The organism is Pseudomonas sp. NPDC099000, assembly GCF_044759925.1.
In the GTDB taxonomy this organism is placed as follows: domain Bacteria; phylum Pseudomonadota; class Gammaproteobacteria; order Pseudomonadales; family Pseudomonadaceae; genus Aquipseudomonas.
Map to the genome: position 1 here is coordinate 296,739 of NZ_JBIWAF010000003.1, position 26,014 is coordinate 322,752.

A 26,014-nucleotide genomic window follows, 5' to 3' on the forward strand; every position below is an offset into this window, starting at 1 on the left:
TATCCCCTCAAAATACACATCGCAGGGGCGTCATTAATCACAAGTTATTTTTCGAAATACGTCCCTAAGCTGCTGTTTTAACTAAGAACGATGGTAAAAAAACACAGGTTTCGGATGCGCTGGCGTGGGTGACAATCACCTTTTCGGCCTGACGAGCGGCCGAAAGCCTGAGGCAGAACCCAGGAAAATGAAGGCCTTCAGAAGAATTTCTGCTGTCACCGGGCTGGCTACGGGAACGTCGCCCGCAAAACCGGGTAGAATGCCGCCCACGCAATGAGGGTATTGGAAATGGCTTTAGTCGGGCGCTACAACAGTTTGCAAGTGGTTAAACACACTAACTTCGGTTTATATCTTGACGGTGGCGCGGACGGTGAAATCCTCCTGCCTAATCGTTATATTCCCAAAGATATTCCCAGCGAAGATGAAGATTGGCTCAACGTTTTTGTTTATCTGGACAGCGATGACAAACTCATCGCAACTACCGAAAAGCCGAAAGTTCAGGTCGGTGAATTCGCCAGTTTGAAAGTCGTTGAAGTCAACAGCATCGGTGTTTTCCTGGATTGGGGTCTGCCGAAGGACCTGCTGCTGCCGTACTCCGAAGAAAAGCGCCAGATGACCGCCGGTGAATATGTCGTGGTGCACGTCTACCTCGACAAGCACACCCGCCGCATCACCGCGACGGCGCGCCTGGACCGTTACCTCGACAAGACCCCGGGCAACTACTCCCCTGGCCAGGAAGTTGATTTGCTGGTGGCTGAAGCGACTGACATGGGCTTCAAGGCAATCATCAACAACAAGCACTGGGGCTTGATCCACAAGAACGAAATCTTCAAGTTCATGCGCGCCGGCAAGGAAGAGAAGGGCTTTATCAAAGAAGCCCGTGCCGACGGCAAGATCAGCCTGAGCCTGCAACCGGTGGGCGAAGAAGCCGCCACCAGCCTCAACTCGAAGATCCTCGCCAAGTTGCGTGAAAACAACGGCTCCCTGCCGGTCAGCGACAAGAGCGATCCGACGGTGATCACCAGCATGTTTGGTGTCAGCAAAGGCAACTTCAAAAAGGCCATCGGTGCGCTGTACAAGAACGGCCAGATCGTCATTCATGCCGATCGCATTGAACTAAGCTGACCTTGCTCCGGCCCCATGTAGGACGATTACATGGGGTTGGGCGGCTATGAAAAAAACGCTGTTTGCTTACGCGGGCACCTTGCTCGTGTTTCTCGTGCTCGACGGCCTCTGGCTCGGCGTGCTGATGGCGCCGACTTATCGGGCGCTGCTCGGTTCGCTGATGCTCGACCAACCGCTGCTGGCCCCGGCAGTGGCGTTCTATCTTCTCTATGTATTCGGTTGTGTGGTGTTCGTGGTGTTGCCGGCGAACACCTGGCGGCGCGCTGCCCGTTTGGGTGCGCTGCTGGGGTTGGTGGCGTATGGCACGTATGACTTGAGCAACTGGGCGACGTTAAAGGGGTGGTCGGTTCAGTTGGCGTTGATGGATATGGCGTGGGGTGCTTTTGCCACGTGTGTTGCATGTAGCGTTGGGTATTGGGCTGCGCGCAAAGTGCGATGATCTCCGTGGTTTGAGATGACGTCATCGCGAGCAGGCTCGCTCCTACAGTTGATTGTTGTCGCACGTATTTAAAGGTCGCCCCGAAGCGGCATTTTCTGGCCACTTGGTTAATAATCGACAGCCTCATTTTTCGCCCCGACACCGTTTGTTCAGCAAGCAGGCCGGGGCTTTGTTTTTACTGTCGAGTCACTGCCATGTTTGTTGTTGTCGAGGTGTTCCTGTGAGCGCCACCCGGCGTAGCGCCGATGGGTTTGCCCTGCAAGTGATGATCGGGTTGTGCCTGATCTGGGGCGTGCAGCAAGTGATGATCAAATGGGCGGCGCCCGATATCGCGCCGGTCATGCAAGCGGCGGGGCGGTCGGGTATTTCCGCGTTGCTTGTAGGACTGTTGATCTGCTGGAAGGGCGGCTGGGACCAGGTCAGCAGCACTTGGCGCGGTGGCTTGCTGGCCGGTGCGTTGTTTGGCCTGGAGTTCTACTTCATTTCCGAAGGCTTGCAACTGACCACGGCGGCGCACATGTCGGTGTTCCTTTACACCGCGCCGATTTTCACCGCGTTGGCGTGCACTGGCTGCTGCCGAGCGAACGTTTGAGACCCGTGCAGTGGCTGGGGATTTTCCTCGCGTTCGTCGGGATCGCCATCGCGTTTGCCGGCGGCGTGTCCTGGGACAACCTCGATCACCGCATGTTGATGGGCGACGCGTTGGGCGTGCTGGCCGGTGCATCCTGGGGCGCGACCACGGTGGTGGTGCGCGCCTCGCGGCTGTCGGAAGCTCCGGTGACGCTGACCCTGTTCTATCAACTGATCGTCGGATTCGTCGGGCTGTTGCTGATCGCGATCCTCAGCGGTCAGGTGACCCACGTCAGCCTGACCACCGTGGCGGTGGCGAGTGTGCTGTTCCAGGGATTGGTGGTGTCGTTCTTCAGCTACCTGACGTGGTTCTGGCTGTTGCGCCGTTATCTGGCGGCGAACCTGGCCGTGTTTTCGTTCATGACGCCGCTGTTCGGCGTCACGTTCGGCGTGCTGTTACTCGGTGAAGAGCTGAGCCTGAACTTCGTCATCGGCGCGGTGCTGGTGCTGCTGGGCATCACGTTTGTCAGCGCTGAGCAGTGGGTGCGCCGTCGTTTGCGCAAAGCCCTTGGGCAGCACTGATCGGGCGCAGTAACAGCCCGCCGGCCACGAGCAAACCGCTGCCGGCGACCACCAGCGCTGGCTGCAAACCACCGCTGAAATGGCTGCTCGTGGCTGCCAGTAACGGCCCGGCGAGCTGACCCACGGCAAAGCAAGCCGTCAGCAGCCCGGCGTTGCGTTGGGTGGCGTGGGGCGCCAGTTCCCGGGAACGTTGCATCACCAATTGCATGCAGGCCAGGAACGGCGTGCCGCAAAGAATCACCCCCAGCGCCAGTCCGGGCCCGCTGCCCAACAGGCAGGCAAAGACGCCGGCGGCTTGCAGCCACAACGTCGCCATCAGCCAGTGGCGAGTGCCATTCGGGGATTGACGACGCAGACTGACCAGCACCACCCCGATAGCCGACGCCAGGCCGAAGCACGGCCAGAACAGGTCGGCTTGCCACTGACCATGGAATTGGGCGCTGGCCATTTGCGAAAGGAAAGTGGCGGGGAGGATGTAGCCCAGACCGTACAACCCGTAGATCAAACCTAGACGATCAATGCCATGATGGCTGGACGTGGTTGCGCTCGGTGCGACAACGACAGTCGCGCTCGATTGCGGCAAAAACGGCAGAATTCCGAGCAGCATTGCCAGGGCGACACCGGCATATACCAGCCACAAGGTTGCAGAAGTCTGCCCCAGCAGGTGCGAGCCCAAGGCCAACAATCCTGTCAGAAAAATCCCCAAACCCGGTCCGGCGAATACCAGGGCGCCCAGTCGGGGGCGACCGGCTGCCGCGGCCAGTGGCTGGCTCAACGCCGTGATCATCACCAATACCCAGGCGCTGGCCACGCCGGTACCGAATCGCAGCACCAAATGCGACCAGAACCCGTTGGCCCAGAACGACGCCAGTGTCAGCAGCACACACAGCCACAGACCACCGAGCAGTCGCCGACGGACCTGTTCGGGACGGCGGGAGAACATGGCGTCGACGGCACCGACGAAGTAGCCGAGGTAGTTGGCGGCGGCAATCAGACCGGCGGCGGTCAAGTCGATCTGACCTTCACTGAGCAAGTGCGGCATTTGCGGCGTGAGGGCGAAACGCCCGATACCCATGGCCATCATCAGGGCAATAAAACTGGCGAATAAGCGAATCAAGGGAGACATGGTCTGAATTCCGGCAAAGGCTCAATGACCGTCAGGCTAGGACTGATTGACATTCTTTAGAAATGAATAATAGTGAGTAACTTGTTCTGATTTGGAGAAGGTTGTGGAGTTCAGCCAGTTACGAATCTTCCAGGCCGTGGCGCAAGAGGGCTCGATCACCCGTGCTGCCGAACGGTTGCACCGGGTGCCGTCGAACCTGTCGACGCGGCTCAAGCAACTTGAAGAACAGCTCGGCGTAGAACTCTTCGTCCGCGAGCGTCAGCGTTTGCAGTTGTCACCTGCGGGAAAAGTCCTGCTGGACTACACCGCCAAGCTGTTCAACTTGCGCGACGAAGCCCAGGCGGCGGTGCAGGGCGGGCAACCGGCCGGGGACTTCGTGTTGGGCACCATGTACAGCACGGCGGCGATTCATTTGCCGGGGTTGTTGGCGCGTTATCACCGCACTTACCCGGCGGTGAACCTGCAAGTGCAGTCCGGGCCCAGCGGCGAATTGCTTGAAGGCCTGCTCACCGGTCGTCTCGATGCCGCCTTGGTGGATGGCCCGCTGGAACTGGCTGGTCTGGACGGCGTGCCGTTATGCGACGAACGGCTGGTGCTGATCAGCGAGGCCGATCACCCTCCGGTGCGCAGCGCACTGGATGTGGAGGGGCGGTCGGTGTTTACCTTTCGTCAGGGCTGTTCCTACCGGATGCGTCTTGAAGCCTGGTTCGCCCATGACCACGCGGCCATGGGCCGGGCGATGGAGATCGAATCCTACCCGGGCATGCTGGCGTGTGTGATTGCCGGCTCGGGCGTGGCGCTGATGTCGGAGTCGATGCTCGCCAGCCTGCCGGGCCGCGAGAGCGTGACCGTGCACCCGTTGGCGGAGCCGTTTGCCCGCGCGACGACCTGGTTGATGTGGCGCAAAGGCATGCTCGGGGCCAACCTGAACGCGTGGATTGAGCAGCAACAAGTGGTCTATCCATCGGCTCTGGTGCAGGCTTCGGCGATTGCTTGAACTATCGGTCAGGTATTTTGATCAATTCAGTAACAGATCATTGCGGATTTGGCTGAGCATTGCGTAGGACTTCGGACTATTATCAGTGCGAAGGGGCTACAGAATTTCAGCCGCTCGGCACTACCCTGAAGGGGGCACCATGAAAGAGAAAATCCAAAACTGGCTGCACGATCTGGGTGTTGCACTCGGTTTGATCGAACCGCCTCTGCAACCTGTGCCAATTCGCACGGACGACGAACAGCGTCGACGCCAGCCGCGCCGTCGGTAACTGCAACACGGGGCCCGTGGCGAACGGCCTGTTGTGGTGAGTGGGCTGTTGTGGCGAGGGGGCTTGCCCCCGTTGGGTTGCGAAGCAGCCCCAAAACCATTTACCCCGGTTGAATCAGGCTGACCGCATCAGCCGATTTACGACTGCTGCGCAGCCGGACGGGGGCAAGCCCCCTCGCCACAGGTATTCGGCTGTACTTGAAACCATATCAATGCCGCCCAATCTCCACCAAAAACCGACTCAAATCATTCGCCGTCCTGGCGTCCTTGAGCATCCGGTCTTCTTCCGCCGTAAACGCCGTCAACCCCAGCTCATCCTCCAGATGGAAGATCAGCTCTTCGATATCCTGTTTATCCAATCCCAACTGCGCCAGGCTGGCGTTGTCGTCGAAGTCATCCTGACCCTCCAGCAGGCGACTGATGAAGCGATGCACGGCAGCACGAACGGCAGCTCTTTTCATGGTTGTTCTTCGAGGGCGTTATTGTTGTTTTCCCTGGGCTTGAGTACAGCAGGCTTCAGGCGTGTGAGCGCTGCCACTCGTCAATCATCGTGCGCAAATGCTCCCCGGAGAAACTCCCGAAATGCCCGCCATGCACCGTGCGGATCGGCAACGCGCGCAAGCGCTGCAGGCTGCGGGCGTAGTCGTCGAGATTGGAATGGTAGGCGTCTTCGATCAGCGGACCGTCGTAAATGATGTCGCCGCTGAACAGGGTCTCGGTCGCGGCTTCAAACAGACTGATGCCGCCGGGGGAATGTCCTGGCGTGTGCAGCACTTGCAGCACGCGATTGCCCAGATCCAGCACGTCGCCTTCTTCAATCATCCCCGTGGCCGGGGCGGCTTTGACTCGATACTCGGCGTAGCACAACGGGCAGTCAGGGTGAGCCTCGAACATCTCGTCACCGACAAAAGCCCGGCTCAAATCGTTTTCGCCGTCAGGTGCCGCCAGGATGTCAGCTTCGGCGGGATGCACCAGGCGCTCGGGAAATTCGTGATGGCCGGCGATGTGGTCGAAATGGCAATGACTGGCCACCGCCACCAGCGGCCGCTCGGTGATCCACGGCAACTGTTCGCGCAGGCTCACCAGCCCGGAACCGCTGTCCAGCAGCAAGTCCTTGTCGCGACCCTGAATGTGCCACAGGTTGCAGCGATAGAAGGGCCGAATGTAAGGCTCGTGAATCAGCCGAATGCCGTCACTCAGCTGTTTGACCTCGAACCACTGATCGCGAGAAACAATCTTCATCAACAGTTTTCCCCAGACGAAAAAAAACGGGTGTGGCAACCGACGCCACACCCGTCGAAGAAAGCATCAAGTCGTTATGTTCAGCTTAGGCGGCGCTGGCCACCGCTGCTGGACGCGGGGACAGCAAGCTGACCACAACGAAGCTCACCAGACCAACGCCGAGGCTGTAATAGATCGGGGTGTTGGCGTCCATACCGTCCTTGAACATGAACAGCAGCGCGGTGGCAAAGCCCATGCCCATGCTGGCGATAGCGCCGGCGGTGGTTGCGCGTTTCCAGAAGATTGCACCGATCAGCGGGATCAGCATGCCGCCCACCAACAGGTTGTAGGCCAGGGTCAGCGCGCTGATCACGTCGTTGACTACCAGCGCGATGCCGAGAACCACGATGCCGGTCAGCAGGGTGAACAGGCGGTTGATCCCCAGGCTCGACTGTTTACCGCCGCGCAGTTTCGGCAGCAGGTCTTCGGTCAGGGTGGTGGCGGCGGCGAGCAGGCCGGCGCTGGCGGTGGACATCATGGCCGCCAGTGCAGCGGCGATCACCAGGCCACGGATACCGTCCGGCAGGGACAGTTTGACGATGGCGGCGAAGGCGTTGTTGACGTTGTCCAGGTCCGGGATCAGCACATGAGCGGCCATGCCGATCAGGGCGCAGGCCAGTCCGTAGAGGATGCAGTAGAAGCCTGCGAATGTACCGGCGACTTGAGCAACCTTGGCGCTCTTGACGGTGAACACACGCTGCCAGATGTCCTGGCCGATCAGGATCCCGAAGAAGTAGATCATGAAGTAGGTGATGATGGTGTCCCAGCCAATCGTGGTGAAGCTGAAGGCGGTTGCCGGCAGTTTCAACACCAACTCGTCCCAACCACCGACGCGGTACAGGCAGATTGGCAACAGGATGAACATCAGGCCCACGGTCTTGATGACAAACTGGACGATGTCGGTCAGGGTCAGGGACCACATGCCGCCGATCGCCGAATAAATCACCACCACGCCACCGCCGACCAATACCGACAACCAGAACGGCAGGTCGAACAGCACTTGCAGCACGGTGCCAATGGCCAGGATCGAGACCACGCCGATCATCAGCGCATACGCCAGCATGATCACCGCGCTCGCGGTGCGGGCCATCGGGTTGTAGCGTTTTTCCAGCACCTGGGTAACGGTGTAGATTTTCAGTTTCAGCAGCGGTTTGGCGAGGAACAGGTTCAGCGCCACGATCCCGCAACCCAGTGCGGCGCAGAGCCAGAAACCGGAGATGCCATGGACGTAGCCCAGGCGTACGGTGCCGACGGTGGATGCGCCGCCCAGAACGGTAGCCGCCATGGTGCCCATGTACAGGCTCGGGCCGAGGTTACGACCGGCGACCAAAAAGTCTTCGTTGGTCTTGGCCTTGCGCATGCCGTAGTAGCCGAGTATCAGCATCGCGGCGGCGTAGATGAGTACAACGAATAAATCCAAAGCCATGATGGCGTGTCTCCGATTGTCTTTTTTATGGTGAGGCGAAAATCAATCCCTGTGGAACATCAATTCCTGTAGGAGCGAGGCTTGCCCGCGAAAGCGGTGTGTCAGTCAACATTGATGTTGAATGTGCCGCCGCCTTCGCGGGCAAGCCTCGCTCCCACAGGTCATGCGTTGACCACAGGTAATGCGTTGAATCAGGCGGCTTGTCGCATCGCCGGCTTACTGAGCGAATCCGTGCCCTTGCTACGTGCATCGTTCGGCCCGAACACCGCGGCCGGTTCCGGGAACAGGGTCAGCAGCGTCAGGTACACCAGCGAGGCCAGGCCGAGGGTGACCGGCAGGCTGATGTCGATGCCGCCGGCGAGGTCGCCCAGCACACCCACAAACTGCCCCGGCAGGTTCACAAAGCACAAACCCACCAGCGCACTCGGGATCCAGGCACCCAGGCCACGCCAGTTCCAGCCGTGGGTGAACCAGTAGCGGCCACCTTTCTCGCCGCGGGTGAACACTTGCAGGTCATCCGGGCAGTAGAAGCCACGGCGCACCAGCAGGCCGATGATCATGATCACCATCCACGGGGTGGTGCAGGTGATGATCAGCACGGCGAAGGTCGACACGCTCTGCACCAGGTTCGCCGCAAAGCGGCCGATGAAGATGAAGGCAATCGACATCACGCCGATCAACAACGTCGCCTTGACCCGCGACAGCACCCGAGGGAACACGCTGGACATGTCCAGCCCGGTGCCATATAGCGAGGTGGTGCCGGTGGACATGCCGCCGATCACCGCGATCAGGCACACCGGCAGGAAGAACCAGCTCGGCGAGACCGCGAGCAGACCGCCCACATAGTTGTTGGCCGCGATGTAGTCCGGTGCCTTGATCGCTACGATGGTGGCGGTGGCGAGGCCGAACAGGAACGGGATGAAAGTCGCGATCTGCGAGATCACCACGGCGGCCATGATCCGGCGCTTGGAGGTGGCACGCGGGATGTAGCGCGACCAGTCACCGAGGAACGCACCGAAGGAAATCGGGTTGCTCATGGCCACCAGTGCAGCACCGATGAACGCTGCCCAGAAACCCGGTTGCCCCAGGCTGACGGTGCCGGCGTAATTCACATCGAAAGGACCTGCGAACGCGAAGATGCCCAGAAGGAACAGCAGGCTGGCGCTCCACACGGCGATCTTGTTGACCCACAGCAGGAAGCGAAAGCCATAGATGCAAACCGTCAGCACCAGGATCGCGAACAGACCGTAGGCCAGGCCCAGGGTCAGGTCGGTTTCCGGCAGACCGATCAGGCGTTTCGCACCCCCAATCAGCGCATCACCCGAACTCCACACCGAGAGCGAGAAGAAGGCGATGGCGGTCAACAGCGACAGGAACGAACCGACGATCCGCCCGTGCACGCCGAAGTGCGCACCGGAAGACACGGCGTTATTGGTGCCATTGAGTGGCCCGAACAGGCCCATTGGCGCAAGGATCAGCGAGCCCAGCAGCACGCCCAGCACAATCGCCCAGACGCCCGCCTGAAAGGACAGACCGAACAGCACCGGGAAACTGCCGAGCACGGCGGTGGCAAAGGTGTTGGAACCACCGAAGATCATCCGGAACAAGTCCGTCGGGCCTGCGGTGCGTTCGTTGTCCGGGATCTGTTCGACCCCGTAGGTTTCGATGTGCGTAAGGCTTTGGTCTTTGTTGTTGTTATTCATGATCAGCTCCGATCATAAAGGCGCGCTCATCGTGCGTGAGCGTCACCTGTTTGGCTAAGGGGGTGGCAGCCCTTCCGGCATCGCGGACAAATGTTCGTGGCAGGCCAGCCAAAGGCCTTGTTGTTGTCGGCGAAACACAATCGTTTCGCGCTCCTGGCTGAAGTGTTGCTCCCCTTGCATGCGCAGCTCGGTGGCCACGTCATGGATGAAAATCGCCACGTCACCCTGCAGGCTGACGAAAGCGTTGCTTGAAGTGCACGCAAGCACTTCGAAGCCATCCTCGGCGCGCCAGGTGTCCCACAACGCCTGATAGGCATCGCGCGACAGCAGGGGCTGTTCGAGGGTGTAGAAGACGAAGCTGGCGTCGGCGCTGAACGCGCCGAAGTAGGCTTCGCGATCGTTACGGGCAAAGGCCGCCACCAGATCGGCGGCGGCTTTCAAAACCTGATCACGTTCGGTCATGACCGATCCTCAGCGGTGGGCCACGCCAGGCAGTACGCAGAGCATTTCGTACAGCAAGTTGGCGGCCAGTAGCGAGGTGTTGCCGGTGGTGTCGTAGGCGGGCGAGACTTCTACCAGATCGCAGCCGATCAGGTCGAGGCCTTGGCAGCCGCGAATGATCTCAATCGCCTGAATGGTCGTCAGACCACCGATTTCCGGGGTGCCGGTACCTGGCGCCCAAGCCGGATCGATGCCGTCGATGTCAAAAGTCAGGTACACCGGACCGCCGCCGACTTTCTCGCGGACTTCGGCCATCAGCGGTGCCAGGGATTTGTGCCAGCACTCTTCGGCCTGAACCACACGGAAGCCTTGTTTACGGCTCCAGTTGAAGTCTTCGGACGTGTAACCCTGAGCGCGCAGACCGATTTGCACCACGCGATCGCAATCGATCAGGCCTTCTTCGGCGGCGCGACGGAAGGTGGTGCCGTGGGCGACTTTCTCGCCAAACATGTGATCGTTCACATCGGCGTGAGCGTCGATGTGCACCAGGCCGACTTTGCCGTGCTTCTTGTGAATGGCACGCAGGATCGGCAGGGTGATGGTGTGGTCGCCGCCGAGGGTCAGCGGGATCACGTTGTGTTCGAGGATGGCGTCGTAGGATTCTTCGATGATCCGCACGGCGTCCAGCAGGTTGAACGTGTTGATCGCCACGTCGCCGATGTCGGCAACCGACAGCGAGTCGAACGGTGCAGCGCCGGTGGCCATGTTGTAGGGGCGGATCATCACCGATTCAGCGCGGATTTCGCGAGGTCCGAAACGGGTGCCGGGGCGCAGCGAGGTGCCGATGTCCAGCGGGACGCCAACAAAGGCAGCATCCAGGCCGGCAGCGGTAGGCAAATGGGGGAGTCGCATCATGGTGGCGATGCCGCCGAAGCGCGGCATTTCATTGCCGCCCAGTGGTTGGTGAAGAATCTTGTCCACGGGTAGGGCCTCATCGTCGTTGTTTTATTTATGTCGGTTGCGCCGCTCCGGGGAGGTACGGGCACCGTTGGGGGCCGATTCTGCGAAATGTAGTGGCCGGGAAGAATCGCTACGGGCAAATACTTAGTTCAGATTTTTCTAAACTAATGTCGATGGCGACGATAGACTTGGGGCCCATGCACGGAATCCTGTGGGAGAGGGCTTTTGTGGCGAGGGGGCTTGCCCCCGTTGGGCTGCGCAGCGGCCCCAGAATCTGCCTATGTGGTCTACCTGATCCAATTGAGGCGAATGTTTTGGGGCCGCTTCGCGACCCAACGGGGGCAAGCCCCCTCGCCACAGGATCTCTATCGTCCCAAAGCATTGCGCGTTTTCTTGTCACCGGAGCCCACCCATGGCCAACGCTTTACCCGACCTGAAACTGTTGCGCATTTTCGTCAGCGTGGTCCGTCATCAGGGGTTCGCCAACGCCCAGCAAGAGCTCAACCTCTCGACCTCGGCCATCAGCACTTACATGAGCCAGCTCGAAGCCGCCCTTGGCCTGGTGCTCTGCCATCGCGGTCGCGGCGGTTTCAGCCTGACCAGCAAAGGCGAGTTGTTCCATCAGGAAACCCTGCGCCTGCTCGGCGAACTCGAAGGCTTCGAACAATACGCAGCGGCGTTGAAGGGTGAACTGCGCGGCACCTTGAACCTCGGCGTAATCGACTCCACCGTCAGCGACAAGGCCTTGCCGTTCGCTGAAGCCATCGGTGCCTACAGCCAGGAGCACCCGGCCGTGCATTTGCACCTGTCGGTCATGAGCCCTTACGAATTGCAGCTCGGCGTGCAGGACAACAGGCTCGACCTGGCCATCGGTGCGTTTTCCACGCGCATGAGCGGTCTGGTCTATATGCCGCTCTACCGTGAGCAACACTGGCTGTATTGCAGCAGCCGTCATCCGCTGTTCACCGAACGGCGCATCCCCGAGCAAGTCATCACTCAGCAACGCATGGTCGGTCGTGGTTACTGGAGCCAGGCCGAACTGGCGCGCCACGGTTTCAAGCACAGCGCCGCCACCGTGGAAAGTATGGAGGCGCAGCTGATTCTGGTGCTCTCTGGCGCCTACATCGGTTACCTGCCGGAGCACTACGCCCAGGCCTGGGCGGACAAGGGCGACTTGCGGGTGTTGCTGCCCGCGACCTTCGGTTATCAGGCGCCGTTCTCGATGATCGTGCGCCGTGGCCGCAGTCGTGAGCCGCTGATCCAAACCTTCCGCGATTTGCTTAAAGCACAACTGAACCAGGCCTGAGAACATGTCCAGAATCCAGTGTCCACGCTGCCTGCGCCCACAAACCCATTGCCTGTGCCCGTTGATTCCGAGCCTCGACAGCCGCACCCGGGTGTTGCTGTTGCAGCATCCGAGCGAAGTGAACCATGCGCTGAACACGGCGCGACTGGCCGCGTTGGGCTTGAAGAATGCCGAGTTGATTGTCGGTGAGGTGTTCGAGGATTTGCCGGTGCTGCTGAATCCGCCGGGGTATCAGGCGCGGTTGTTGTTTCCTGCTGACGACGCGCAACCCTTGCAGGCGTACACCGCGAATGACCAGCCGCTGTTGCTGGTCGTCCCGGACGGCACCTGGCGCAAGGCGCGCAAGATGTTGCACCTCAATCCATTGCTGGCGGCGTTGCCGAGGGTGACGTTGGCGGACGGCGGGGTGTCGAGATATCGACTGCGCAAGGCCCCGGGACCGGGGGCGTTGTCGACGGTGGAGGCGATTGTCCAGGCGTTGCAGACACTGGAAGCGCCGACCTCTTTTGAACCCTTGTTAAAACCGTTCGAGGCGTTGATCGAGGGGCAGATTGCGGCGATGGGGGAGGAGGTTTTTCAGCGCAATCATGGGCCCAGATGATCGTTCCTACGCTCCGCGTGGGAATGCATCCAGTGACGCTCTGCGTCACATCCGGGAAGGGACGCGGAGCGTCCCGGGCGGCATTCCCACGCGGAGCGTGGGAACGATCAAACAATTCCGGCAATAAACTACCGTTCCCGCATCGCCTCGGTCCTGGCTTTCAACACCGGTTTCAGCAGGTAATCCAGCACGCTTTTCTCCCCGGTAATGATATCCACCGTCGCCACCATCCCCGGAATAATCAGCAACGGTTTCACATCCCCACCCAAGTGATTTTTGTCGGTCCTCACCTGAATCAGATAAAAGCTGTTGCCCTTGTCATCGGTAATCGTGTCCGCACCAATCAACTCCAGCTTCGCAGTCAACCCGCCATAAATCGTGTAATCGTACGCGCTGAACTTGACCATCGCTTTCTGCCCCGGATGCAGGAACGCCACGTCCTGCGGCCGCACCTTGGCTTCGATCAGCAAGTTGTCTTCAATGGGCACGATTTCCACCATGTCGCTGCCCGGTTGAACCACACCGCCGATGGTGTTGACCTTCAGCACCTTGATAATCCCGTGCACCGGCGACACTACGGTGGTGCGGGTCACGCGGTCATCGATGGCGATGCTCGAGGCTGTGATTTTCGACAGGTCGGTGCGTTTTTCATTCAGCTCTTTCGCCGCGTCCGAACGGAAGGATTGTTCCGATTCATCAATCTTGCTTTTGATCTCGTTGATCGCCGATTCCGCCCGGGGAATTGCCAGCGTCGTGGCGTTCAACGAGCCGCGAATCTCCACGGCGCTGCGTTTAAGCCGCAGGATTTCCACGGGTGAAACCGCCCCGGTGCCCACCAGCGGCGCGGACATGTTCATCTCTTGTTGCAGCAAGGCCAGGCTCGAACTGAACTGCCCCTGCTTGGAGCGGAATTCCGCCAGTTCCTGGGTTTTCTGCCGCAGTTGTTCACTCAGCGTCCGTTGCTCACTGGCCAGTCGACGCTGGCGCTGTTCGTACAGCGAGCGCTCGTCCTCGGCCACTTGCGGGGCCTTGGCGATCACTTCAGGCGACAGCTTGAACGGCCGGCCTTCCGCTTCAGCGGACAGACGTTCGACCTGCGCGGTCAACGCATAACGATCCGCTTCGCTCTCGCCCTTGTTCGACAGAAAGCGCGTGTCATCCAGGCGCAGCAAAGTGTCGCCCTTGTTCACCATTTGCCCTTCGCGCACGAAGATCTCGGTGACGATGCCGCCCTCAAGGTTCTGGATCACCTGGACCTTGCTCGACGGGATCGCCTTGCCTTCGCCCATGGTGACTTCTTGCAGCACCGCAAACTTGGCCCAGACCAGCGCGGTAATCAGCAACGCTGCGGCCAGCCACACGGTGATTCGCGACCAGCGCGGCGAATCCTGCAACGAAGCGCCGGCGGTTTCCGGCATGAATTCGCTCTCGGCGGTTTTGCCGAAGCTGCCGAAATAGCCCCGGTCTTGTGGCGTGTCGGAAGATGAACGGGCCATGGGTAGCTCCTAGACAGCCGCAGAGCCGACACGGCCCTTGCGCAGTGCATCGATGACCGCTTCTTTCGGACCGTCGGCCACGATCCGCCCGTTGTCCAGCACCAGCAGCCGATCCACCAGGCTGAGCATCGAGGTGCGGTGAGTCACCAGCAGCAAGGTTTTGCCCTGCACCCAGCCGTGGAGTTTCTGCCGCAAGACGTCTTCGCTGCTGTTGTCCATGGCGCTGGTGGGTTCGTCGAGCAGCATGATCGGCGGATCCAGCAACAAGGCCCGGGCCAGCAGCACCGCCTGACGTTGACCGCCAGACAGCAACTGCCCGCGTTCGCCCACGGGCCGGTCAAAACCCTGCGGGTGCTGACGCGCCAGCTCGGTGACGCCGGTCAGTTCGGCGACTTCGAGCATCCGTGAATCGCTGATGTAACGCGCGCCGAGGGTCAGGTTGTCGCGCAGGCTGCCGGCCAGCAGCGGCAGGTCATGGGCGACGTAACCGATTTGCTGGCGCAGGTCGGCGACATCGAGTTGCCGCAGGTCCAGGCCATCGAGCAGCAACTGGCCTTCTTCCGGCGCATAAAACCCCATCACCAAGCGTGCCAGGGTGCTTTTGCCCGAGCCGCTGCGGCCGATGATGCCGATCCGTTCGCCAGGTTTGACGCTGAAGCTGACGTTGGCCAGGGCCGGGGCGTTCTGGCCGTTGTAGTGGAAGGTCACACCGCTGACATCCATCGCGCCTTGCAATTGCGTGCGCTCCAGCGGCCGCTGGTTGGCGTCGCGCTCTTGCGGCAAGGACATCAGCGCATCGGTGCTTTTCATGGTCAGTTGCGCTTGCTGGTAGCGGGTGATCAAACCGGCGATCTGCCCCAAGGGTGCGAGCACGCGGCTGCCGAGCATGTAGGTCGCCACCAGCGCACCAACGCTGAGGTTGCCGGCGATGATGCTGTAGACCCCGGCGACGATGGTCGCCATGCCGGAGAATTGCTGGATGAACAGCGTGCCGTTGGTGGCCAGCGCCGAGAGGTTGCGCGCATGGCTGTCGAGGCGGGTGAGGGCGCCGTGGGTGCTTTCCCATTTGTGCTGGCGTTCGCTTTCGGCGCTGCACGCTTTCAGGGTTTCCAGGCCGCCGAGGGTTTCGATCAGCAAGGCCTGGCGTTCGGCACCGAGGCTCAGGCTTTTCTGCACGGTGTCGCGCAGGCGGACCTGAATGATCATGGCGAAAATGATCGTGATCGGAAACGCCAACAATGGAATCACCACCAGCCAGCCGCCGAGCAGGCCGATCACCACCAGCATCAACACGGCAAAGGGCAGGTCGATCAGGCTGGTCAGCGTGACGGCGGTGAGGAATTCGCGCAGGCCCTGGAAGTCGTGAATGCTCTGGGCGAAACCGCCGATGGTCGCCGGCCGCGCTTTCATCGCCATGCCGGTGATGCGTTCGAACAAGGTCGCGGAAAGAATCACGTCGGTTTTCTTCCCGGCGGTGTCCAGCAAGTGCGCGCGCACTACCCGCAGCACCAGTTCGAAACCGGTGCCGATCAGCAAGCCGATCGACAGCACCCACAAGGTCGATGTGGCCTGATTCGGCACCACGCGGTCGTAGGTTTGCATCACGAACAGCGGCACCATCAACCCCAAAAGGTTGATCAGAAAACTCGCCAGAATCGCATCGCTGTACAGCCATTTCGAAAGCTTCAAGGTGTCGCGAAACCACGCTTCCACGCGCGGCACCAGCGGCGAGCGCAGGTCTTCAAGTTCATGGCGTGGCCGGGCGAACAACGCCTGGCCACTGTAGTTCTCGGTCAGTTCTTCACGGCTGACCCATTGTTCGCCACCGTCCGCTTCGCTGGGCAGAATCAGCAACCGGCCGTCATCGCCGAAGCGTCGCAAGATGGCGGTGCGGCCGTTGTTGAGGATCAGCATCACGGGCAGGTTGAGCGCGGAAATGTCCGCCAGTTCGCGACGTAGCACCCGCGCCTGCAAGCTGGCCCGGGCTGCTGCGCGCGGCAGCAGGTCCAGGCTCAAACGCTGCTTGTTCAGGGGCAGCCCGGCACTCAGGCTGGCGCGACTGACCGTCGCGCCGTGCAGTTTGCAGAGGATCAACAGACCGTCCAGAAGCGGGTCATCGAAGCTCAGGCGCGGATCGACACCGATGTTGCCGGGTTCCATGCTGGTCAAATTGATCTCTCCACAGGCCTACTTCAGTTCAGGCAAACGAGCTTCGTTTTTTACTTCCGTGGAGGCGATCGCATCGGCGGGCAATACCACCCGTTGTTTGCTCAGCAACTGGCCCATGTTCGCCAGCACGCGGTACATCGAATACTCCTCGGTGTAGCGCACTTCGGTGTAGCGGCGATTGGCGTTGTAGAGCTCGTTTTCACTGTCGAGCAAGTCGAGCAAGGTGCGTTGGCCGAGGCCGAACTGATCCTGATACGCCACGCGCACACGTCGGCTGGTATCCGCGTATTCGCGGGCAGTCGGGGTCTGCTTCTTGGCGTTGACCATGGCGTTCCAGGCCAGGTGGATGTTCTCGTTGAGTTGGCGCAGGGCGTTGTTGCGGATGTCCATCGCCTGGTTGATCTGATGCGCATTGGAGGCCAGGCGCGCCTTGTCGCTGCCACCGCGGAACAGGTTGTAGTTCATCACCACACCCACGCGCCATTCGTTGTCGTGGCCTTCATCGCCTTGCACGTTGTTGTTCGCACCCACCGCCGCTTCGGCATCGAAACGCGGGTAGAACGGCGACTTGGAGACTTCGTACTGGCTCTCGGCCGATTGCACGTCAGCCTGGGCCGATTTCAGGTACGGGTTGTTTTCCACCATGCTCTGCTGGGCTTCCGGCAGGGTGGGAGGCAGTTCGCCGCGGATCGACGGCGGTGCTTCGAGTTCATCGGGCATGCGCCCGGTGACGGCGTAGAAATTCGACTCGGCATCCGCCAGATCGACCTCGGCGGTGTCGAGGTTGTTTTGCGCCAGTGCCCGGCGCGCGCCGGACTGGTCGGAGTCGGCGTTGCTGCCGACACCACGCTGGGTGCGCAGGCCGATCTGGTCGTTGACCCGCAAGTGAGCCTGCAGGTTGTTCGTGGCCAGGGTCACCAGTTCGCGGCGCTTGAGCACTTCGAGGTAGACCTCGGTGGTGCGCAGTGCCAGGTCCTGGGCGGTGCCTTGCGCGTAATAGGCCCGGGAGTTGACCACGCCTTTGGTGCGTTCGACTTCGTTCGCGGTGTTGAAACCGTCGAACAGCATCTGCCGCAGGCGCAGCTCGGATTGGGTGTAGGTGAGGATTTCGGTGTTGTGATTGCCGAACGCCCGGGTGTTGGTGTTATCGCTGTACCCGCGCCCGTAGGCGGCGTTCAGGTCCACCGATGGATAAAAGCCCCCCTTGGCGACTTTGACTTGCTCATCCGCAGACAGGCGCGAGTCTACGCGCGAGGCCAGTTCCGGGTGGGTTGCGATGGTGCTCTGGATCGCCTCGGTCAACGACATGGCTTGAGCCTGGGATGTGCAGGCCATGGCCAGCAGAATTGCGCTGCAAAGTGGGGTCAAAACGCGCATGGGTACATCTCCCTGATTCCTGATGGTTCTTTATCAGTCGCCAAATATTTGACGACATTTATAGGCAAAACCGTTTCATGCTTGTAACAACGTAGCTAAGAACATTCTAGAGCGTAGCTAAGAAATTTTTTTCATAGAGGCTATTCCAAAAAAAACTTATGCGCTCTGCAAAATCCAGCACATTGTTCACTCTGAAAGCCCTTGTTTTAGAAGCTCTAGGTAACATTCGAGGGTTTAAGGAAAGTTCCATCCACTTATCGACATAGGGCGGAGAAGTGCTGGAGGGGAGGGAAGCGAAACGGTTTTGAGGTGACAGTTTTTTGTCACTCTATAGGTTCAAAATCGTTACGCATCGCACAAAGGGCAATATGGCTGCGATTGGAACCCCAAGGTTATTGATTGCATTGGGGTTTTTCCAAAAACGGACACATTGCCCACGAGCGACACGCTTGGTGAGAATTTCGCCGGGGCAGCGGCTTACTCGGGTAAACGCGCCCCGCAGGCGATCCGCCAGGCAACCTGCTTCAACCATGAGCACGTTCTTCGCACAAACAGGGTGCCGACAGCGGTTGGCAGCGGAGGAAATGCACATGGCAACGCTCATCGGTATCGTCAGTAAAGTCATTGGTCAGGTGTTCGCGGAAAGCGGTGGCACCCGACGTGCACTGGTCGAGGGCGATCGATTGTTCGCCGGCGACCAATTGATCACCGGGGCCGAAGGCGCGGTGGCCGTGCGTCTGCAAAATGGCCAGGAGCTGACCCTCGGGCGCGGCAGCAGCCTGCAAATGACCTCCCAGTTACTGGCGCATCAGGCGCCCCATGTGGATACCGCTGAAGCGGTGACGCCGGCTCAGGCACAACTGACCGATGTCGAGCAACTGCAAAAGGCTATCGCAGCCGGGGAAGACCCGACTCAAACGGCAGAAGCCACGGCGGCCGGACCTGCTCCGACCGGTGCACCCGGTGGGGCTGCGGGCGGCGGCCACAGTTTCGTCATGCTCGAAGAAGTGGGCGGGCGGGTCGATCCCGTCATTGGCTTCCCTACTGCGGGCTTCAACGGCATTCCCGAATTTCCGCTGGAACGTCTGGCCGGTGACCCGGACAACGGCGACAACGGTGACGGCGGTGCCGGTTCAGGAGGCACAGGCGTCTTGCCGAACAACCCGGTCACCCTCGCAGGCCTGTCGGTGGCAGGGGGCGAACTGACCCTCAACGAAGCCAACCTCGCCGACGGTTCTGCCAGCAATCCGGGCGCGCTGATCCAGAACGGCACCTTCACCGTGTCTGCGCCTGACGGACTGACCAGCCTGAGCATCGGCGGGATCAACGTGATCACGGGCGGGGTCGCTGTCGGCTTCCCGCAGTCGATCACCACGCAACTGGGCAACACCCTGACGATCACCGGTTACAACCCGGCCACCGGCGTTGTGAGTTACAGCTACACCCTGGTCGGCAACGACACCCACTCGGCCGGCGAGGGTGCCAACAACCTCAGCGAACAATTCACCGTCGTCGCTAATGATTCCAATGGCGATACCGCCACCGGTACGCTGGACGTCAACATCACCGACGACGTGCCCAAAGCGGTCGATGACAGCAACGCCAGCACTGCTTCGGAAACCCTGCTGACCCTGACCGGCAGCGTACTGCCCAACGACTCGCAGGGGGGCGACCGCATTCCCACCGGCCCCAACAGCGGGCCGATCATCGGCGGCACCTTTACCGGGACTTACGGCACCCTGGTGCTCAATCCCAACGGCAGTTACACCTACACGCTGAACACCAGCGACGCCGATTTCAAAGCGCTGCACGGTGGTGGCAGCGGCACCGAAACCTTCACCTACACCCTGACGGATGCCGACGGCGACACCAGCACCGCCAACCTGGTGCTGGAGATCCACAACAACGATGACCCGGTGACGATAGGCGGCCTCAACGTCGAAGGCGGCGAGCTCGTCGTCTACGAGAAAAACCTCAGCGACGGCTCCAGCCCCGATGCACCAGCGCTGACCCAAAGCGGCACCTTCACCATCACCGCGCTCGACGGTGTCCAAACCCTGAGCGTTGGCGGTATCAATGTGGTGGTCGGCGGCGTGTCCGCAGGTTTCCCGCAATCGGTCGTCACGCCGCTGGGCAGCACGCTGACCATCACCGGGTTCAACAGCGCAACCGGCGTGGTCAGTTACAGCTACACCCTGGCCGATAACGAAGCGCATCCGACGGCGAATGGCGCCAATGGCATCTCCGAGCAATTCGCCGTGACCGTGGTGGACGACAACGGCACCACCGCCAACGGCAATCTCGACGTCAACATCGTCGACGACCTGCCCCAAGCGGTCGATGACAGCAACGCCAACACCGCCTCGGAAACCTTGCTGACCCTCAACGGCAACGTGCTGCCCAATGATTCGCAAGGCGCCGACCGCGTGACCGTCGGCGAGAATGCCGGCCCGATCACCCCCGGCACCTTCGTCGGGACTTACGGCACCCTGGTGCTCAACGCCAATGGCACGTACACCTACACCCTGAACACCAGCGACGCTGACTTCAAAGCGTTGCACGGCAATGGCAGCGGCACTGAAACCTTTACCTACACCCTCACCGATGCCGACGGCGACACCAGCACCGCCAATCTGGTGCTGAACATTCACAACAACGACGACCCGGTGACCCTCAACGGCCTCGACGTCGCTGGCGGTGAACTGACCGTCTACGAGAAAAACCTCAGCGGCGGCACCAGCCCGAACACGCCCGCCCTGACCCAGAGCGGCACCTTCACCGTGACAGCGCTCGACGGCCTGCAAACCCTGACCGTAGGCGGGATCAACGTGGTGACCGGTGGCGTGGCCGCAGGCTTCCCGCAATCGATCGTCACCCCGTTGGGCAGCACGCTGACCATCACCGGCTACAACCCGGCCACCGGGGTGATCAGCTACAGCTACACCCTGGTCGATAACGAAGCGCATCCGACGGCCAACGGCGCCAACAGCCTCACCGAGAACTTCAACGTGGTGGCGACGGACACCGACGGCAGCACCGCGTCGGGCCAGATCAACGTCAACATCGTCGACGATCTGCCCACTGCGAACCCTGATTTCGCCTCGGTGGACGAGGGCGCGACGATCTCGGGCAACGTGCTGGATAACGACATCGGCGGTGCCGACGGCCCGGCGCTCAGCGGTGCCGTGATTGGCGTGCGCGCAGGCTCGGACACCTCGACCTCGGCCATCGGTGGCTTGGGCACGAACATCAACGGCACCTACGGTTACCTGACGCTGGATGCCAACGGCAACGCGACCTATCACAGCAATCCCAACGCGGTGAACGGCCCGGGCGCGATCGACGTGTTCACCTACACCGTGCGCGATGCCGATGGTGACGAAAGCACCACCACTGTCACCATCGACGTGTCCAACAGCAGCATCGTCGCCTCCACCGATACCGACGTGACCGTCTACGAAAAAGCCCTTGACCTGACCCAGGATGGGCAAGATTTGGCGGCCGGCACGGTTATCGGCAGCGATCCGGGCAGCACCGGCGAAACCGCCAAGGGCACGCTGGTCGGCTCGGTCACCGGTGCGATCGGCGCCATCACTTACACGCTGGTGGGCAGCGCCACCGGCAACTATGGCCAGCTCCAGCTCAACCCCAACGGCACGTACACCTACACCCTGACATCGCCTGCGACCACCACGCCGCCTACCAACGACGGCGCGAATTCGCTGACTGAAAGCTTCACCTACCAGGCCACCGATTCGCTGGGTAACAGCACCACCAGCACCATCGTGGTGAAGATCGTCGATGACGTGCCAAAAGCCTTCAACGACAGCAACGCCGCCACAGCGTCGGAGGCCGCGCTGACGCTCAATGGCAACGTCCTGACCAACGACGTCCAGGGCGCAGACCACGTCGCCACTGGTCCGAACGCCGGTCCTGTGACCCCAGGCACTTTCACCGGCACTTACGGTACCCTGGTGCTCAACGCCAACGGCACGTACACCTACACCCTAAACACCAACGATGCCGACTTCAAAAACCTGCACGGCGGCGGCACGGGCACCGAAACCTTCGCCTACACCCTTACGGATGCTGACGGCGATACCAGCACCGCCAACCTGGTGCTGAACATCCAGAACAACAACGACCCGGTCACCCTCAACGGCCTCGATGTGTATGGCGGTGAACTGACCGTCTTCGAGAAAAACCTCAGCGACGGCACCAGCCCGAACGCACCAGCCTTGACCCAGAGCGGCACCTTCACCGTGACCGCGCTGGACGGTCTGCAAACCCTCACCGTCGGCGGCATTGCGCTGGTCACCGGCGGCGTGGCGGCAGGCTTCCCGCAATCGGTGGTCACACCGCTCGGCAGCACGCTGACCATCACCGGTTACAACCCGGCGACCGGCGTGGTCAGCTACAGCTACACCCTGGCGGACAACGAAACCCATCCGAACGCCAACGGCGCCAACGGCATCACCGAAAACTTCAACGTGGTGGCGACGGACACCGATGGCAGCACCGCTACAGGTCAGATCAACGTCAACATCGTCGATGATTTGCCGACGGCCAAAGCGGACACGGCGAGCGTGGTCGAAGGCGGCACGGTCAGCGGCAACGTGCTGGGCAACGACATCAAGGGCGCCGACGGCGCGGCAGCCGGTGGTGCGGTGGTCGGCGTGCGCGCGGGTTCGGACACGTCGTCCTCGGCCATCGGCGGCCTGGGCACGAACATCAACGGCACCTACGGTTACCTGACGCTGGATGCCAACGGCAACGCGGTCTATCACAGCAATCCCAACGCCGTGAGCGGTGCGGGCGCCACCGACACGTTCACCTACACCGTGCGCGATGCCGACGGCGATGAAAGCACCACCACTATCACCATCGATGTGTACAACAGCTGCATCAAAGCGGTCACCGACACCGATGTCACCGTCTACGAAAAAGCGCTGGACCTGACCAAGGACGGGCAGGACCTGGCGGCCGGTACTGTGACGGGCAGCGAGCCCGGCAACACCGGCGAAACGGCCACCGGCACCCTGGTCGGCTCGGTCACCGGCGCGAGTGGCGCGGTTACCTACACGCTGGTCGGCAGCGCCACCGGGACCTACGGGCAAATGCTGCTCAACCCCAACGGCACCTACACCTACACCCTGACCTCGGCACCGAAAACATCGCCGAATGCCAACGACGGCCCGAACACCCTGAGCGAAAGCTTCACTTACAAAGCCACGGATGCACTGGGCAACAGCACCACCAGCACCATCGTGGTGAGCATCGTCGATGACGTGCCCAAGGCGGTGGCCGCTGATCGTTCGGTGGCCGCCGTGGAGATCGATTCCAACCTGCTGTTGGTGATCGACGTCTCCGGCAGCATGGTCGACCCCTCCGGTGTGCCGGGGCTATCGCGCCTCGAACTGGCCAAGCAGGCGATCAGTGCCTTGCTCGACAAATACGACGACCTGGGCGATGTGAAAGTGCAGATCGTCACCTTCAGCAGCAACGCCACCGACAAGACATCGATCTGGGTTGATGTAGCGACCGCCAAGTCGATCATCTCCGGCCTGACTGCCGGCGGTGGCACCAACTACGACGCGGCTGTGGCCACGATGCAAACCGCGTTCAACACCTCGGGCAAACTGACCGGGGCGCAGAACGTCGGCTACTTCTTCTCCGACGGCAAACCCAACGAAGGCGACATCGGCAGCGCAGACGAAGCCGCGCTCAAAGCCTTCCTCGACGCCAACAGCATCAAGAACTACGCGATCGGCCTGGGCAGTGGCGTGAGCAACGCCTACCTCGATCCGCTGGCTTATGACGGCAGCACCCACACCAACACCAACGCTGTTGTGGTGACCGATCTCAACCAACTCAACTCGGTACTCTCGGGCACGGTGATGGGGGCGCCAGTCACGGGCACCTTGCTGGAAGGCGGAACATTCGGCGCCGATGGGGGCTTCATCAAAACCCTGGTGGTCGACGGCACCACGTACACCTACGACCCAAAAGCCAACGGCAATCAGGGCGCGCTGAACTTCAGTGGCGGCGCCAACCACGGCACGTTCAACACGGTGAACAACAGCATCAGCATCGCCACCAACAACGGCGGCACCCTGGTGGTGAACCTCGACACCGGCGAGTACACCTACACCTCGCAAAAAACCACAGCGGTGCTAATCACCGAAAACATCGGCTTCACCGCCAGCGACAACGACGGCGACCTGGCCAGCTCCACGCTGACGGTCAAAGTCATCCCGAACGCGGCACCGGTGGCTGTCGATGACCACATCATCACCAACGTGCTCTCGGGCAACATCGTGGTGCCGGGCGAGTTGCTGCTGGCCAACGACACCGATGCCAATGGCGATCCGCTGACGGCTTCACCCACCCATTTCAACACCGGCTGGATTTCAAAAGCCGCCGACTTCACCGGCACCGGGGCGATCAGCTTCTCCTCCACCGGCAACAACACCGCTAACCAGGTCTTGGCGAATGTGCGCACCGCCTTTGCGGCGAACGCGGCAACCATGACGGCCGTGCTGGTGGTGAGTGGTTATCTGGGCGGGGTGACCAACGCCAACGCCAACGATGAGGACCGGATCACCGTCAACCTCAAACAGGGCGAAACCCTCAACCTGGACCACAACCTGGCGGGCGGTCACATCGCCATGGAGTATTCGCTCAACGGTGGTGCGTGGATCGCCCTCGCGGACGGGCAAACCCTCACCGCGGCGGCGGACGGGACGTACCAGATTCACATCACCAACATCGACGACGGTGGTCCGGGCAACAGCGGGAAGGGGTCGGAAAACTATCAACTGACCATGACCCTCAACTACGCCGGGGGCCATGATATCGCCCCGGATGCCCACGGCACTTACACCGCCAACGACAACCACGGCGGCAGCGACAGCGCGGGTGTGACCATCAGCTATCAGGACGGCCACACCCTCACCGGCACGGCAGGCGACGATGTGTTGGTGGCCGGCACCGGTAACAACGTCCTCAATGCCGGCGACGGCAACGACGTGCTCACCGCCGGTTCCGGCAACAACGAGCTGCACGGCGGCGCCGGCAATGACTTGCTGTTCAGCGGCACCGGCAACGACTTGCTCGACGGCGGCACCGGCATCGACACCGTGAGCTACGCCCACGCCACCGCCGGGGTCACGGTTGACCTGAGCCTGGCCACCGCGCAAAACACCGGAGGCGCCGGCACCGACACATTGACCGCCATCGAAAACCTCACGGGCTCCAACTTCAACGACTCGCTCACGGGTGACAACCTGAGCAACGTCATCACCGGCGGTTTGGGTGACGACATCCTCAAGGGCGGCGGCGGTGACGACTTCCTGATCGGCGGCCTGGGCAACAACACTCTCACCGGCGGGGCAGGGGCCGACACCTTCCAGTGGCTCAAAGGCAACAGCGGCCATGACGTCGTCACCGACTTCACCCCAGGCACCGACAAACTTGATTTGTCGCAACTGCTGCAAGGCGAAAACGGCACGGCGGCATCGCTGGATGACTACCTGCACTTCAAAGTCATCGGCAGCGGCGCCTCGGTCCTCACCAGCATCGACGTCAGCGCCATGGCCGGCGCGGCACCGAACCAGACCATCGACCTGGCCGGCGTCAACCTGGCCAGCCACTACGGCGTCACGCCGGGGGCGGGCGGGGTGGTCGCGGGCGGGCACGATACCGCGACCATCATCAATGGCATGCTGAATGATCATTCGTTGAAGGTGGATACCGTGTGATCTGAAGGCTGAAATCTAAAACGACAAAACCCGCCATTTCTGTGGAAGGAATGGCGGGTTTTTTTTGACTATGGAATCGCCGTCGTCGGATCGCCGCCCGGAGCCGGCTCACTCCCACATTTTGATCTTCAGTGAACACAAAACTGGCGAACAACCCAGATCACTGTGGGAGCGGGCTTGCCCGCGAAGAGGCCCAAAAGACCAATACAGAACTCGCAGCCTGAAACACCACTGTGGCGAGGGGATTTATCCCCGTTGGGTTGCGAAGCAGCCCTAAAAAATCAGCCACCGCAGTGATTCAAGCAGACTGCATGTACCGAGTCTACGACTGCTTCGCAGCCGAACGGGGCGGTGCGACGTTTCGATAAATCCCCTCGCCACAGGTCAA

The 26,014-nt window shown here is 61.1% G+C and carries 17 protein-coding genes and 1 pseudogene; 8 read left to right on the top strand and 10 right to left on the bottom strand.

From position 1 onward, the window contains the following. The first annotated feature begins 288 nt into the window (after positions 1-288). From ACIQV9_RS06010 to ACIQV9_RS06020, 3 genes and pseudogenes are all read left to right on the top strand, one after another. Entirely contained in the window at positions 289-1,125 is an 837-nt protein-coding gene (locus ACIQV9_RS06010) for a S1 RNA-binding domain-containing protein (protein WP_403099236.1), read from the top strand. 46 nt (positions 1,126-1,171) lie between these two features. Next, positions 1,172-1,564, top strand: coding sequence for a DUF2177 family protein (locus ACIQV9_RS06015; RefSeq protein ID WP_403099238.1), 393 nt, complete (start codon positions 1,172-1,174; stop codon positions 1,562-1,564). 220 nt (positions 1,565-1,784) lie between these two features. Beyond that, positions 1,785-2,716 (top strand): annotated as a pseudogene (locus tag ACIQV9_RS06020) (DMT family transporter). Here the strand turns inward: ACIQV9_RS06020 and ACIQV9_RS06025 are convergent. Further along, positions 2,661-3,842 (bottom strand): MFS transporter, encoded by a 1,182-nt coding sequence (locus tag ACIQV9_RS06025; protein WP_403099241.1) that lies wholly within the window; start codon positions 3,840-3,842, stop codon positions 2,661-2,663. The pseudogene ACIQV9_RS06020 and the gene ACIQV9_RS06025 sit on opposite strands and share 56 nt — an antisense overlap. A 103-nt stretch (positions 3,843-3,945) precedes the next feature. Here ACIQV9_RS06025 and ACIQV9_RS06030 point away from each other — a divergent pair, with 103 nt between their 5' ends. Both ACIQV9_RS06030 and ACIQV9_RS06035 read left to right on the top strand, forming a co-directional pair. Continuing rightward, the gene (locus ACIQV9_RS06030; protein WP_403099244.1) at positions 3,946-4,839 is read left to right on the top strand and encodes a LysR substrate-binding domain-containing protein; all 894 of its coding nucleotides are present in this window, start codon (positions 3,946-3,948) and stop codon (positions 4,837-4,839) included. A gap of 139 nt (positions 4,840-4,978) precedes the next feature. Further along, on the top strand, positions 4,979-5,107 hold the full coding sequence (locus ACIQV9_RS06035) for a PA1414 family protein (protein ID WP_003184145.1): 129 nt from the start codon (positions 4,979-4,981) through the stop codon (positions 5,105-5,107). A 208-nt stretch (positions 5,108-5,315) separates the two neighbouring features. Here ACIQV9_RS06035 and ACIQV9_RS06040 read toward each other — a convergent pair whose 3' ends face one another. The 6 genes from ACIQV9_RS06040 to speB form a co-directional block, all read right to left on the bottom strand. Next, positions 5,316-5,567: a hypothetical protein gene (locus tag ACIQV9_RS06040; protein WP_010462011.1), complete on the bottom strand. Its 252-nt coding sequence runs from the start codon at positions 5,565-5,567 to the stop codon at positions 5,316-5,318. Between the two features lie 55 nt (positions 5,568-5,622). Then, positions 5,623-6,348 (bottom strand): MBL fold metallo-hydrolase, encoded by a 726-nt coding sequence (locus ACIQV9_RS06045; RefSeq protein ID WP_403099247.1) that lies wholly within the window; start codon positions 6,346-6,348, stop codon positions 5,623-5,625. An 85-nt stretch (positions 6,349-6,433) separates the two neighbouring features. Continuing rightward, entirely contained in the window at positions 6,434-7,813 is a 1,380-nt protein-coding gene (locus ACIQV9_RS06050) for a sodium:solute symporter (RefSeq protein ID WP_403099250.1), read from the bottom strand. A 191-nt stretch (positions 7,814-8,004) separates the two neighbouring features. After that, the gene (locus ACIQV9_RS06055) at positions 8,005-9,516 is read right to left on the bottom strand and encodes a purine-cytosine permease family protein (RefSeq protein WP_403099253.1); all 1,512 of its coding nucleotides are present in this window, start codon (positions 9,514-9,516) and stop codon (positions 8,005-8,007) included. Between the two features lie 54 nt (positions 9,517-9,570). Further along, the gene (locus ACIQV9_RS06060; protein ID WP_403099255.1) at positions 9,571-9,978 is read right to left on the bottom strand and encodes a YybH family protein; all 408 of its coding nucleotides are present in this window, start codon (positions 9,976-9,978) and stop codon (positions 9,571-9,573) included. Between the two features lie 9 nt (positions 9,979-9,987). After that, a complete protein-coding gene (gene speB, locus ACIQV9_RS06065) occupies positions 9,988-10,938 on the bottom strand; it encodes an agmatinase (RefSeq protein WP_010462004.1) in 951 nt (316 codons plus the stop codon). A gap of 391 nt (positions 10,939-11,329) precedes the next feature. Between speB and ACIQV9_RS06070 the strand changes: the two genes are divergently transcribed. Then, entirely contained in the window at positions 11,330-12,223 is an 894-nt protein-coding gene (locus ACIQV9_RS06070) for a LysR family transcriptional regulator (RefSeq protein ID WP_007945995.1), read from the top strand. 4 nt (positions 12,224-12,227) lie between these two features. Next, complete coding sequence (locus tag ACIQV9_RS06075) at positions 12,228-12,824, top strand: tRNA-uridine aminocarboxypropyltransferase (RefSeq protein WP_403099258.1); 597 nt, start codon at positions 12,228-12,230, stop codon at positions 12,822-12,824. A gap of 128 nt (positions 12,825-12,952) precedes the next feature. Here the strand turns inward: ACIQV9_RS06075 and ACIQV9_RS06080 are convergent, their stop codons facing one another. Genes ACIQV9_RS06080 through ACIQV9_RS06090 form a run of 3 tightly spaced genes read right to left on the bottom strand, consistent with a single transcriptional unit; the run spans position 12,953 to position 17,866 of the window. After that, positions 12,953-14,320, bottom strand: coding sequence for an HlyD family type I secretion periplasmic adaptor subunit (locus ACIQV9_RS06080; RefSeq protein ID WP_094468566.1), 1,368 nt, complete (start codon positions 14,318-14,320; stop codon positions 12,953-12,955). 9 nt (positions 14,321-14,329) lie between these two features. Then, entirely contained in the window at positions 14,330-16,489 is a 2,160-nt protein-coding gene (locus ACIQV9_RS06085; RefSeq protein ID WP_403099261.1) for a type I secretion system permease/ATPase, read from the bottom strand. 18 nt (positions 16,490-16,507) lie between these two features. Next, a complete protein-coding gene (locus ACIQV9_RS06090) occupies positions 16,508-17,866 on the bottom strand; it encodes a TolC family outer membrane protein (RefSeq protein ID WP_403099264.1) in 1,359 nt (452 codons plus the stop codon). Between the two features lie 590 nt (positions 17,867-18,456). Here ACIQV9_RS06090 and ACIQV9_RS06095 point away from each other — a divergent pair. Beyond that, positions 18,457-25,626: a retention module-containing protein gene (locus ACIQV9_RS06095; protein WP_403099266.1), complete on the top strand. Its 7,170-nt coding sequence runs from the start codon at positions 18,457-18,459 to the stop codon at positions 25,624-25,626. Positions 25,627-26,014: the final 388 nt, after the last annotated feature.